The sequence below is a fragment of the Streptomyces sp. NBC_01190 genome, assembly GCF_045039895.1.
Taxonomy (GTDB): domain Bacteria; phylum Actinomycetota; class Actinomycetes; order Streptomycetales; family Streptomycetaceae; genus Actinacidiphila.
The window spans coordinates 3,443,765-3,456,347 of sequence record NZ_CP108580.1; the positions used below are offsets into that span (position 1 = coordinate 3,443,765).

Consider the following 12,583-nt stretch of genomic DNA (forward strand, 5'->3'; position numbering starts at 1 on the left):
TGGTGACGGCCCGCCCCGGCGTGCCGCGCCGGTGCCCCGGCTATGCCTTCTTCAGGGTGAAGTCGGTGATGACGGTCTTGCCCTTCACCACCTTCACGGTCGCCACCGTCGGCTTGTAGCCGTCCTTGGCGACGATCACGGTGAGCGGGTTGTTGCGCTGGTCGAGCCAGAGTTCGTACCCGCCGTCCTTGCCGGTGGTCAGGGTGTACTCGGCCGTCCACGAGTCGACCTCGACGGTCGCGCCCGCCAGCGGCGAGGCCACCCCGGCCGTGGACCCCAGCACGGTGCCGCTGAGCTTGCCCCAGCTCGCCGGCGGCGCCACGGTCAGGGTGACCGGCACGCTGTCCACCAGGTACGGCGTGTCATTGCTGAACTGGAGCTCGGCCGTGTACGTGCCCGGCTGGCCGACCTCGGCGACCGAGGAGTCCAGCGTCAGCGTGACGGTGGCCGCCGCCCCCGGCTGGACGGTGAGCTGCCGGGTGCTCTCCGACAGCCAGCTCGCGTCCGCCCCCTCGACCTGGTCGTAGCCGGGGAGCAGCTCGACGGTCGCAAGCGGCTCGCCCGAGTTGACCACACCGCCGACCTTGTAGAAGCCGGCGGCGCCACCGCTGCGCGCGGCCGGCTGGCTCGCGTTGGGCAGCGCGGACCAGGAGTTGGCGGCCGGGTCGTACGCGAAACCCTCGTTGGTGGCGAAGTTGCCCGACGTACCGCCGCTGATGAGCAGCAGCCCGTTGGCCGAGGTGTACGCGGAGCCCCACAGCGCCTCGGGCAGATCGGGCAGCGCCGACCACGAGTTGGCGGCGGGGTCGTAGACGTACGCCGACGAGAGGTCGCCGTCGTCGGTCGCGCCACCGGCGCAGTAGAGCTTGCCGTCGATGCCCGCGCAGGAGGACCACGCGGTCGGCACCGGATAGTCGGCCGCGAACGACCAGGTGCCCGCCGCCGCGTCGTAGACGCTCACCGAGTCGGTGCCGCAACTGCCCGCGGTGCAGCCGCCGACGACATAGAGCTTGCCGTCGAGCACCGCGCTGCCGGCCCCGGCGTACGCGGCCGGGCTCGGCGTACCGGTGGACCAGGTGTTGGCGGCCGGGTCGTACACCTCCATGGTGCTGTCCGGGTTGCCGCTCGCCGCCCAGCCGCCGACGACGTACAGCTTGCCGTCGATGAAGCCGTGGGCGGGCGCCTCCCGGGTGTCGGTCGCGGGGGCCAACCGGCTCCAGGCGCCCGCCTTCGGGTCATAGCTGTAGAGCGCGCTGGAGTCGGCGCTGCCGGTGAAGCCGAAACCGCTGTAGAGCTTTCCGTTGAAGCTGTCGACCGCGTTGTCCTGGGCGGGGACGGGCAGGTCGGGGGCCGGCTGCCAGGCGTCCCCGACCGCGGGGGTCACCGTGGGGCCTTCGCTCTTGGGCGCCTTCTTGGCGGACAGCAGCCAGCCGCTCGCCTTGACCCGGCTCAGGGCGGCGCCCTGCGAGGCGGCGATCGTGGTGCGGCCGGCGTTCTCCTTGAGCCGCAAAGTGGCGGGCGCCCCACCGGTGTTCTTCACCGTCAGGGTCTTGGTGGCCTGCTTGCCCCAGCCGACCGAGGCGGTGACGGCCCCTGGCGTGACCACGAGTTGGCCGGCCTTGAGCTTGACCGATCCGTCGACGGTCGAGTCGCCGATCACCGTGACCTTCTTGGTGGCCGTGGTGTAGGCGTACTTGGCGGCGGTGAGTTTCTGCTGCCCGGCGGGCGAGAAGAGCCAGTAGAACCCGTCGGCGACCGTGGGGTCGTCGGGGGTGGCCACCGTCGTCGCCGTGTCACGGGGGACACCGGTGAGTGAGACCCCGGTGACGCCCTTGCCGGTGTTGGCGTCGGTGACGGCGCCCGCGATCAGCCCGCCGGGCAGCGCCTTGAGGCGGTGGTCGCCGACGAAGACGTCGTCGATCTTCCACCAGTAGCTGTAGTTACCGGTGTAGTGGAAGCGGACCTGGACCTTCTGGCCCGCGTACGGCGTCAGCGGGACCTCGATCTTCGCGGGTCCCGCCAGGTCCATCGGGGCCGGCGGCGGCGTCCACACGCTGTCCCAACTGGCCCCGCCGTCGGTGCTGACGTCGACCGACGCCGTCTGGCCGAATGAACCGCGGTAGTCGGTGGCGAAGGCCACCTCGGGGTGGTCGTCACCGGCCAGGTCGAAGACCGGGCTGAGCAGGCTGGAGTCCTGGGTGGGCCCGTATCCGTAGTGGTCGCTGTCGACGATGGCGAAGGAGCCGTCACCGCCGGTGTTGTTGCCGCGCGCGCCCGGGTCGTCGAACTCCCAACCGGTGCTGTCGCCCTCGGCGTTGACAACGCTCCAGTCCGCGGGGGCGGAGGTGGTGGAGTCGAAGGTCTCGGTGCGGCCGACCTGGTCGACGGCGTAGCCGGGCGCGGAGATGTTCCAATCGTCCACCGTCAGGGCGATGTTCGCCGTCACGGCGGTGGCGGCGACGCTGACCGTCCGGCTGGCCGGCTCGTAGCCGGGGTAGGCGCTCGTCACGTGCAGCGTGTAATCGGCGCCCTTGGGCAGGGCGACGCTGTAGGCGCCGGTGACCGGGTCGGTCCAGAGCGGTCCGCCGGGCACGCCGTCGATGGTGATCTTCGCGTACAGCGGCCAGCCGTGTCCTGAGCCGTCGGTGACCGTGCCGGACACCGTCTTGGTGGCGACCGCGGTCAGCGCGAAGTCCTGCCGGACGCCGGCCCCGTCGGCGAGGGTGACGCCGGTCGCGCTCAGCGACTTGTGGCCGAAGGCCGCCGCCAGCACCGCGTACGTCCCGGTGGGCAGCACCAGTTGGTAGCGGCCGCTCGTGTCGGTGGTCGCCGTGTCACTGTCCACGCCAACAGCGGCGCCGACGATCGGCGCGCCCGTCTTGGCGTCGGTGACCGTCCCGCTGATCACGCCGTGCGGGCGGTTGCGGAACGCGGTCACACCGGCGGGCGTGCCGAGCCCCGTCGGGCCGTCGTACCCCGTACCGCTGTCGCACAGGTAGTCGGCGCCGGCCGCGCAGGTGCCGTTGCTGCCGCTGGTCACGTCGTTCAGACCCGAGCCGCGGGCGAGGTACGGGTACGCGTTCGGCTCGGTGCCCGCGGTGGGGGTGCCGGCCGCCGCGTACACCCCGGCGATGAGCGGGGCCGAGGCACTGGTGCCGCCGTACACGTCCCAGCCGGTGCCGCCGTAGGTCTGGTAGACCGAGACACCGGTGTCGGGGTCGGCGACCGCGGCGACGTCCGCCACGGTGCGGTTGGCGCAGCCGCCGTCGTGCTGGAAGGCGGGCTTGGGCTGGTAGGCCGAGCAGCCCGAACCGGCGCCGCTCCAGGCCGACTCCGACCAGCCGCGGGCCGAACCGGCGTCCCTGGTCAGGGAGGTGCCGCCGACCGCGGTCACATGCTGCGAGGCGGCCGGGTACTCCACGCCGTACGACTCGTCGCCGGTCGAGGCGACGATGGCCACGCCCGGGTGGGTGTAGGAGGCGTCGAGGAGCGTCGAGTCACGCGGATCCTCGTCGCCGCCATAGGAGTTGGAGACGTACTTGGCGCCCATCGCCACCGCCTGGTCGACGGATGCGGCGAGGTCGTCCGGGTAGTTGCTGTCGGCCTCGACGAGCAGGATGTGCGCGTTGGGGGCGGCGGCGGAGACCATGTCCAGGTCGAGCGATATCTCGCCGGACCACTCGGGGTCCGGCGTCGGGTAGTCGGCACCGCCGCGCTGGTCGACCTTGCGGAAGCAGCCGGTGTCCTGCGCGCAGCCGGGCAGCCCGTACTGCGCCCGGTAGACCGCCAGGTCCGCCGCCGCGTTCGGGTCGTCGAAGGCGTCCACGATGGCGATGGTCTGACCCGAACCGCCGTCGGCGGGAAGGCCGTAGGCGGCCTGGAGATCACCGGCGCCGAAGCCTTCGGGCGCGGTGTCGCCGGTCACCAGACCGCGGTGGGCGGTCACGTCGGTGCGGCGGAGCGCGAAGCAGGTGAAGGTGCCGGGTTGGGGGGCGTGGCAGACGGGCTCGCTGTCGGGGCGGCCGGTGGGGGTGTTGGCCTGGGCGGTGGGGGTGTGGGTGCCTGTGGGGGTGCCGGCCTTGGCGGCGTGGGTGCCGGCCTTGGCGGCGTGGGTGCCGCCGGACGCGGCGGGCCGGCCCGCGGACCGCTGACTCGCGGTTGCCGCCTGGGCCGCTGGGGCCTGAAGTCCCAGCACCAGCACGGCCGCGGCGATCAACGCGGAGACGACAGCGGGGATCGCCCGCCGCTTCCCCGCGGGTCTGTGTCGTGACGACGAGAACAAAGGTCTTGCCTCTCAGGGTGGTGCACAGCTCGGCCGCATCGTTCCGTCCGCCCGAGCAGACGATGAATTTGTCATCGCCTTGGACAAATTGACCGATCCCTGATGATCACCTGTCAACGCCTGTTTGTTAAAAGCTGATTGCGACCAGGGGCTATCGGGCTGACAAATCCCGAATATTCACCATCCCCAGCCGCCAAGGTTGCCCCGCCACCTGATGCGGCGCCGCGCCACCAGCGCGCCGCCGCCCACGCCCCACCACCTCCCGTACGCCGGCCGACCGACCGGTCCGGTGCTCGGGCGGACCGCGCGGTGGTCGACACGCTCGACGACGCGGAGGCGCTGGTGCTGCGGCACCCGGAGGTGACCGGTCCGGTGACCGGGCGCCCCGGACGGGCGCGCCGGCACCGCTGTGGCCGGATCCGGCCCTGTAACCGGACGGGCAACCACCGGATAATCGTGAGCCCAGCACCCGCGAGCCCCTGGAGCCTCCGTGAGACCTCAGCCCCGCCATGTCCTGGCCACCGCGTTGACCGCCACCGCCCTCGTCGGCGGCCTCCTCGCCACCGCTCCCGCCGCCGGGGCCGCCACCACGTCGTCGTGCTCCATCGGAGTGACCGACAGCTACCAGAGGGGCTGGTTGTACGGCACCTTCACCGCCGAGTTGTCGGGATGCTCCTTCACCGACTCGGGGGCGCCGTACACGATCAATGTCGCGACCATGTACGTGCTCGCGCGCTACGTCTCGCCGCCGTTGAGCTACAAGGTCTACAACGCCGTCGCCAGCTGCCCCCAGTTGGCGGTCCACTCGGACTACATCAAGCCGAGCCTGTGCACGTACACCTACACCTTCACCCCGTAGGCCCACTCCCCCCGACGTCCGGGCCCGCCCCCGGACGACCGGCGGAACGCACGATCGCGCGAGGAGGTGGCTCCATCCAACACACCCACCCCACCTGCGTCGGCGCCGCCGGGCGGCGTGACGCGAGGCTATGAAGCCCGTTGACACCGCCGCCGCCCGTCCAGTTGATCGAACCTCGGTCCCCAAGCATGAACCCTCCGCACGGAGGGGTCGCGGGTCGTCGCTTGTGGCGGCGGGAGCGGTGACTACAGCTTGGGGACGACGGGTTCCGGCAGCGCGTCGGACCACGCCTTGAGTACGGAGACCGCGTCCGCTTTGAGCGCGCCGTCGGCGCCGTCCTCACGCAGGGCGCGCCGGTCGTGGGGCAGGGTGAGTTCGCGGTAGAGCTGAAGGTCCTCGAATCCGTGCCGGGCGACGTCGCGGCTGTCGGCGCCGTAGACGAGCCGGGGGATGCGGGCCCAGTAGCAGGCGACCAGGCACATCGGGCAGGGCTCGCTGCTCGCGTACATCACGCCATCTTCGAACAGGTGCCGCCCGAGCGCTTGCCCTGACGCGCGCAGGGCCATCACTTCGGCGTGTGCGGTCGGGTCGCTGAGTCTGACGACGGAGCTGGTTCCTTCGCCGACGATCTCCCCGCCGACCACGACCAGGGCACCGAACGGGGTGTTGCCGCCGTCCTGCAGGGCGTGGCGGGAGACGTCGACGGCACGCCGCAGGTACGTCAGATCCGTCTGACTGAGAGGGCCGTCCGGCATGGCTGTTTCTCCTACAGGTAGAACGACGGGTCCGTGTCCGCGAACGGCCCCTGAAGGTCGACGTATCCGCTGAGCGGTGTGGTGCTTCTTGCCCGTGACAGCAGTTCCAGTACGGGCACGGTCAGTTCGGGTGTCATCCAGGATCCGTCCCGGCGCATGTCGATGAAGTCGTCGACGCCCGCTCGGGCCTGGTCGCCGCTGATGATCAGCCGGTGAATGTGCAGGGCGGGGTGATCGAGGAGGATCGAGGCACTGCTGAGACCGTACATCCACTCGGCATGCGCGGCGTTGAGGGCGGTCAGGTCTCCGTCCGGTGCGGCGTGCGCGGTCGGCAGGCTGTGCAGGACGAGACGGTCGACGCGCAGATCGCTGCGGTGCGCGCACAAGGTGAGCAGGAAGTCGTCGATCTCCTCGCGCAGGGCCTGTTGGCCGGGGCGCAGCCAGTCCACCGAGCACTGCACGACCAGGACGCGGTCGAAGCGGTGGTTCCGTTGGCGCGGCAGTGCGTGGCGCCAGGCGGCGGCATCGATGAGGGAAGCGGTCATGCCGCCCCCGCCGCAGCGGGAGTGGGGAGTCTGACGATCTCCAGCCGCGCGATGATCTCCTCCACCGGATCGGTGGAAGCAGGCTGATCAGGGCCGAGGGGCAGGGTGCGCGCCGCGAGTTGGTGGACGGTCGCGGTCACGTCGGCCGGCAGCCGCGAGAGGAACACACGGAGTTGGCGCGCGCTGTCCTGCGGGTGGAGGGGGGCCAGGCGGCAGGCCATGGCCAGGACGCAGCCGGCGATCCGGTGGCGGGGCTCGATCAGCGGCAGCGGCACAGGGTAGCTGCACGCACGCAGCAGCGTCGTGGTGCGGGCCCAGGGGGATTCTGGGTGTTCGCTGTGTGCCAGCAGACGCGTCAATGCCAGGTGGGCTTCGGCGGCGGTGGAGACGTACCGGTGCGAGGCGTAGGTGCGCACGTATGCGGCCAGCAGGCGGCGGTCAGGGGTGAATTCGGGGCGGATCAGCGCCGGCGGGTGGGGCAGGGCGGCATTCCGCAGGGTTGTCAGGGCGCTGACCGACACCAGCGTCCATGTGCGGTCGAACTCTGCCACGGTGCCGAACGCCGCCCGGGCGCGGTCGGCTTGCGGAGTGTCCACCAGCGCGGCCCCGGCGCCGAACAGCGCCGCGCGCAACTCGGTGAGTATCGAGGCTCCGTCCCAGTAGTTGCCCTGGAACTTCGTCCCGGTGAGCAGCTCGAAGACCGGATAGAAGGCATTGGCCTGGGCCGAGCCGTGGAACTCGACGAACTGCCGGATCCAGACCAGGACGCCCAGCGGACCGTCGATCGCGGTGCCCAGGGCGCTGTCGGTGTCGGCGAACGGCGGGTCCGGATCCAGCGTGAAGGTGATGGTGTCGCGTGCGCGGACGCAGAAGGCCACCAGGTCGCGCGCTGCGGCCGGGGTGGTGACCTGACGCGCGGACATGGTCCAGGCGGTGGCGGCCAGCCAGGCGAGATAGCGCCCGAGGTGCCCGGCCAGGGCCGCGGCCTGTTCGGAGGTGAGGACACCCTCGCGTCCTTGTTCCCGTGCGGCTTCGACCTGGGCGAGGAGGGAGTCGACGAGCACCTGGGCGGATGTGGCCGCGACCGTGCTGTCGAGCCGCCCTGACAGGGCGGCTTTGGCGAGCCGGTGCAGCACTTCCAGATGGAGGCCGGCCCGGGCTTGCGCACCGGGGGAGACTGCCGGGACCGCGGTGAGTTCCTCGACGCGGTCCCGTACGGCGTTGCCGTCGTCGGCCACCACGGCCGCGTCCAGTTCGCGGATGTAGGAGATCAAGAGGTCGTCGGCGGCGATCTGTTGGGGCATCTCGGCGATCGGCCGGCGGATATCGGCCAGGCGCCGTGCCAACGCCCGGCTCAGCAGCCGCTTGCGACCACCCGCGCTGGCCAGACCGAAGAGCCGGACGAAGGAGAAGATGCCGAGCATGTCGGCCAGGAGGAACAGCACCGCCCCGCTGGTGGACAGGGCCCGATCGCCGGCCAGTAGCCCGGCGCCCAGGAGCATCGCCCCCAGCCAGCCGATCACCACCCACATGCGAAAGGCGATGTGGGCGTCGATCTCCCGCAGCGACGGCCAGGCACTCGACGCGGAGAACGCCAACGCGAAGATCACGGCCTCGCCGGTCAGGATGGTGGCGAAGAACGCCACACTGACCTGCGTCGACCCCATCACCCGGTCGTCGCCCGCCGGGTGCGATACCGCCAGGGGCACCGTGGCCGCGACCGCGATGGCAGCCGCCCACAGGCCTAAGCTCCGCTGTCTGTCCTGCCGATCGGCCACCGCCACGCTGGGCACGTCCTCCCCGTCCGCGGGATATCACCCCGTGCTGTTGTCCCGTCCATCGTACGGACGGTGATCGGCTCCTCACAGGCCAGGAACCACACGTGCGGATGGCGTGGGCCCACCCATGGGTGCCGTCCCAGAAGCCGGGTTACGGGTTCGCCGTCGCGGTGGACTGCGCGCCGGGGGGAGGCGGAGGCGGGCGGTAGTGCGGGTGCAGGGCGGAGGAGAGCGGAGCCAGCGAGGCACATATCGGGGTCGGGAAGGCGGGCTCCGCGCGCTGGACCGCTCGGCAGCCGCCGGCCGCGCTTTCGACGATCGGGGTCCAGCCGGTGCTCCGGGCCCGGAAGAACCACCGCGGGAACCTGAGCGTCAAGGATCAGCGTGCGCCCATCACTGGCGAGGCGTACCCCCGTCACCGCCGAGGGCCCCAGCGTCACCCACGGAATCCCCCCGCTCGCCCCGACTCTCTCCCCTGCCCACCGGCCACCGTCCCGCACGCCCCAAGGACACCTGGGCCGCAGCAGTGCACTGCGCGCCCACAACCGCCCCGTACGTCCGACGTAACCGCAAAACCGATCCGGCCATGCACGCGATCTCGCACGAATAGGGCTCAAATGCGTAGTGCGCGAGCAATACGCCACTGTGACGATGGTGACCCCGTCCATAACTCCAGGGAGCCGACCATGCGCAGAGCCGCCCTCTTACTGGCCGCCGCCGCAGCCCTCAGCGTCCCGCTGGTGGCGCCTGCGGCGACCGCCTCGGCCGACACACGGCTGTCCGAGGTCATCTGCCAGGATTTCAGCGTCCTTCCGCAGTACATCCGCTACATTTACCTCACAACGGACACCCCCTCGGTGACCGAGGAATTCGCCGAGAATCCGGTGGACCTGTCCTGCTACGAATGGGAGGGGTCGGCTCCGGCCGCCTACTCCATCAGTTACGTCATGACCGGAGTCGATTACCCCAACGGCAAGACCGGGACCGTCTCCGTCGGGAACGGCTTCGGCTGGACCCCCGCCATGCCGGGCTACATCTACGAGGCCACCTTCACCGTTCTCCCCTGACCCCACCGGCCGGGGGCACCGGGGCGACCGAATAGCGCGACCCGATCGGCAGAGAGCCGGCGGGATTCCCGACACTTCGGCCCAGCAGCGGCCCAGCAGCGGGCAAGCAACGGCCCAGCAACGGGCGAGGACACCTCCGGAAAACCCCCGGAAACCCCGGCCACTTGCTCTCTGACCACGGCAACCGCCGCTAGGCCGTGCCGAACACACATCGCTCACGCATGCAGCGATCCTTCGTCGGGATTCAGCGGAGCCTGCCTCAAGGGTGACCCGGCCGAGGGCCGGGCTGCCCCTCACCGCGCCGTCCGCCGCCCCGACGCTTCGGCCGGCGAATGCGCTTCGGCGAGCCCTGGCGTCGGCGCCGCCGCCGAGCGTGTCGTGGACGACGGACAAGAGCGGTTCAGGGCGAGTTGTCAGACATGCCGCGCCTCCGTGGCGCGCCGACCCCGAGATACGCCACCTGCTCGTAGGTGTCCGCCACCCGGAAGGTGTGTTCCACGTCTCACCCGAGTGCGGGGTGTCACATCCGCCGCCGTCGGGCTCCTCTCACATGACAAGGCCGACCCGGACGACGACGCCGTGTGCACTCTCGAGCCCACCGGCGGAGTCGTCCGCTGGAGAGAGGACGACACGTGAAACTCGTCATATTCGGGGCGAATGGACCGACCGGACGACGGGCCACCGAGCAGGCGATCGCCGAGGGGCACACGGTCACCGCCGTCACACGCCACCCCGAGCGGTTCCCGCTGAGCGATCCGCGGCTGCGGGTGGCCGGCGCGGATGTGCTCGACCCGGCCGCCGTGGAACGCGCCGTCGCCGGGCAGGAGGCGGTGATCTCGACGCTCGGGGTGCCGTACGGCCGAAACCCCGTCACGGTGTACTCCGAGGGCATCACCCACATCACGCAGGCCATGACGAACCACGCCGTCCGGCGCCTGGTCTGCGTGAGCTCAACCGTGCTCTTCGGCGTGCCTGCCCCCGGCGAGACCTTCTTCTTCCGGAAGGTGCTTGAACCGTTCATCGCGCGCACCATGGGGCGCACGGTGTACGAGGACATGCGGCGCATGGAGGAGATCGTGCGCGACAGTGATCACGCGTGGACGGTCATCCGTCCCGCGGGTCTCTTCGACGCGGATGCCGTCAGTGACTACCGGGTCGCCACTTCGCGCCTGCCCGGCCGGTTCACGTCGCGCGCGGATCTGGGGAACGCGCTGCTGCGCGAGGCGGTCGACGATCTTCATGTGCGTGCCTTCATCGACGTCCGTACTACGGACGGTGTTCCGAGCTTTCTCGATGTGCTCAGGAAGGAGGCGTTCGGTGGCTGAAGACCGTTTCATCCTGCTGGAGCCGGGTGCTGCGAGACCGGGGCGGATCCCGCTGCCGCCGACGTTCGCGGTCAAGGCGACGACCGACGACACCGAGGGACGCTTCTCGCTGCTGGAGGTGACCGTGGCCCAGGACATCCCACGGCATGTCCATCGGCACGCGGACGAATGCGTCTACGTGCTCGACGGCGTCCTCGAGATCGAGTTCGACGACCGGAGCCACCAGGCGCCCAAGGGGACGTTCGCGCTGCTCCCGCGCGGTATCCCGCACGCCCTGCGCAGGGCATCCGACCCGCCGCCCCGGGTTCTGCAGATCTCCTCGCCCGGTGGCTGGGAGCGGTATGTCGAGGACCTGATCGAGGCGGGGCCCGCTGTGCTGACCGAAGGGCGGCTGGACCCCGTCAAGATCAATCCCATCGCGGCCAAGCACCAGATCAGCTACGAGGAACGGAGTTGAGCGCGTCCGCGCAAGGTGTCCCGCTCACCGGGTGGATGTCACACTCCGGCCGCCCCGTCCCTCTCAAGGGCGAGCGCGTGACAGGAGGGCAACTCATGGCAGCCACACCCGTGGACAGCCCGGCGACGGGCGGAGCAGGACCGGCGCAGGACGCGCCGCGCGGACCGAGTACGGAAAACCGGCGGGACGGCCCGGCGCACACCGTGACCCGGCTCTTCGTCGACCACCGCGAACTGCTGTTCTCCGTCGTCTACAACATGCTCGGCAGCGTCGCCGACACCGAGGACGTGCTCCAGGAGACCTGGCTGTCCTGGTCCGGCAAGAACCGCCGGGCGCCGCTGGCGGAGATCGACAACCCGCGCGCCTACCTCGTACGCATCGGGGTGAACCACGCGCTCGCCCGGCAGACCGCCATCGCCTCCCGCCGGGAGACATACGTCGGTCCCTGGCTGCCCGAACCCCTGGTCACCGACACCACCGCCGGCCTCGCCCCGGACACCGCCGACCACGCGGTCCGCGTCCACTCGGTCTCCATGGCGATGCTGGTGGTCCTGGAGACCCTCACCCCGCTGGAACGGGCGGTGTTCGTCCTGAACGAGGTGTTCGGCTATCCCCACACCGAGATCGCCGGCATGCTCGACCGGCAGCCCGCCACCGTACGTCAACTCGCCCACCGAGCCCGCTCCCATGTCCGCGCCCGCCGCCCCCGCTACCGCACCCACCCCCGCGTCCGGCGGGAGGCCATCGAGCGGTTCGTCGCGGCCGCCCTCGGCGGCGACATCCGCGCGCTCATGGAGATCCTCGCCCCGGACGTGACCATCTGGATCGACGGCGGAGGCGCGCGGCAGGCGGCCGGGGTGCGCCCGGTCCACGGCCGGGAGAAGGCCGCCCGCACGCTGGCCGGATACGCCACCCGGCGCACCGAGGATCTGGACATCCGCTACCGCCGCGCCAACGGCGATGACGCCGCGGTGTTGTTCACCGGTGACTCCCCGTACGCGGTCATGGTCATGGATCTCACCCCGGACGGCGACCAGGTCTCCGGCGTCTACATCGTCACCAACCCCGCCAAGCTCACCCGCATAGGACCGGACAAGCTGAACGTGCCGGACGAGGTCACGGCCCCGGCCGCCCTGAACTCTCCCAACCGCCCGCCCCTGGAGAGCGCGCGTGACCGCGGCCAAGCACCCCAGCTCGATCGAGATGAGGGCACGCCGGCCGGAGCCGGGTAGCGGGCCGAGTGCTGGCGCGACGGCCGACTGCGGATCTACCGCCTCGGCCGCACCTTGAACCGCCCGGTTGGTCAGAGGTGGTTGGTGGCTGTGAGCCGGAGCATGGCGATGGCGTGCTGTGGGCGTGACCGGTAGTGATCGGCCGCGGCGGCGATGTTGGCCCAGCCTGCTCTGGGCGATCACGGTCTGGCAGCCGTGCAGCGCGGCTGCCCGAGGGTGCAGGTCAGCGCACCAGCACGAGACCAACGCAAAGGCAGCACGGGCCCGCTACAACGCCGAGCAT

Annotated in this window: 9 protein-coding genes; 5 read left to right on the plus strand and 4 right to left on the minus strand. The window is 70.9% G+C overall.

Annotation, left to right across the window (positions count from 1 at the left end; all coding sequences use genetic code 11):
• Positions 1 to 40: 40 nt before the first annotated feature.
• Positions 41 to 4,216 carry a carboxypeptidase regulatory-like domain-containing protein gene (locus OG519_RS14205; RefSeq protein ID WP_405583194.1) on the minus strand — a complete coding sequence of 1,392 codons (4,176 nt, stop codon included), beginning with the start codon at positions 4,214 to 4,216 and terminating at the stop codon, positions 41 to 43.
• A 556-nt stretch (positions 4,217 to 4,772) separates the two neighbouring features.
• Here OG519_RS14205 and OG519_RS14210 point away from each other — a divergent pair.
• Positions 4,773 to 5,141 (plus strand): hypothetical protein, encoded by a 369-nt coding sequence (locus OG519_RS14210; protein WP_405583196.1) that lies wholly within the window; start codon positions 4,773 to 4,775, stop codon positions 5,139 to 5,141.
• 245 nt (positions 5,142 to 5,386) lie between these two features.
• Here the strand turns inward: OG519_RS14210 and OG519_RS14215 are convergent, their stop codons facing one another.
• From OG519_RS14215 to OG519_RS14225, 3 genes are read right to left on the minus strand one after another with little or no spacing between them, the layout of a single operon-like run.
• Positions 5,387 to 5,896 carry a nucleoside deaminase gene (locus tag OG519_RS14215; RefSeq protein WP_405583198.1) on the minus strand — a complete coding sequence of 170 codons (510 nt, stop codon included), beginning with the start codon at positions 5,894 to 5,896 and terminating at the stop codon, positions 5,387 to 5,389.
• 11 nt (positions 5,897 to 5,907) lie between these two features.
• Positions 5,908 to 6,441 carry a hypothetical protein gene (locus tag OG519_RS14220; RefSeq protein ID WP_405583200.1) on the minus strand — a complete coding sequence of 178 codons (534 nt, stop codon included), beginning with the start codon at positions 6,439 to 6,441 and terminating at the stop codon, positions 5,908 to 5,910.
• Positions 6,438 to 8,108, minus strand: coding sequence for a hypothetical protein (locus OG519_RS14225; RefSeq protein ID WP_405583202.1), 1,671 nt, complete (start codon positions 8,106 to 8,108; stop codon positions 6,438 to 6,440). The genes OG519_RS14220 and OG519_RS14225 overlap by 4 nt, the downstream gene beginning before the upstream one ends.
• 797 nt (positions 8,109 to 8,905) lie before the next feature.
• On the opposite strand from OG519_RS14225, the gene OG519_RS14230 reads away from it, so the two are divergent.
• From OG519_RS14230 to OG519_RS14245, 4 genes are all read left to right on the plus strand, one after another.
• The gene (locus tag OG519_RS14230; protein WP_405583204.1) at positions 8,906 to 9,286 is read left to right on the plus strand and encodes a hypothetical protein; all 381 of its coding nucleotides are present in this window, start codon (positions 8,906 to 8,908) and stop codon (positions 9,284 to 9,286) included.
• Between the two features lie 632 nt (positions 9,287 to 9,918).
• On the plus strand, positions 9,919 to 10,611 hold the full coding sequence (locus OG519_RS14235) for an NAD(P)-dependent oxidoreductase (RefSeq protein ID WP_405583206.1): 693 nt from the start codon (positions 9,919 to 9,921) through the stop codon (positions 10,609 to 10,611).
• Complete coding sequence (locus tag OG519_RS14240) at positions 10,604 to 11,068, plus strand: cupin domain-containing protein (RefSeq protein ID WP_405583208.1); 465 nt, start codon at positions 10,604 to 10,606, stop codon at positions 11,066 to 11,068. The genes OG519_RS14235 and OG519_RS14240 overlap by 8 nt, the downstream gene beginning before the upstream one ends.
• 95 nt (positions 11,069 to 11,163) lie before the next feature.
• On the plus strand, positions 11,164 to 12,300 hold the full coding sequence (locus OG519_RS14245) for a sigma-70 family RNA polymerase sigma factor (RefSeq protein WP_405583210.1): 1,137 nt from the start codon (positions 11,164 to 11,166) through the stop codon (positions 12,298 to 12,300).
• The last annotated feature ends 283 nt before the right edge of the window (positions 12,301 to 12,583 follow it).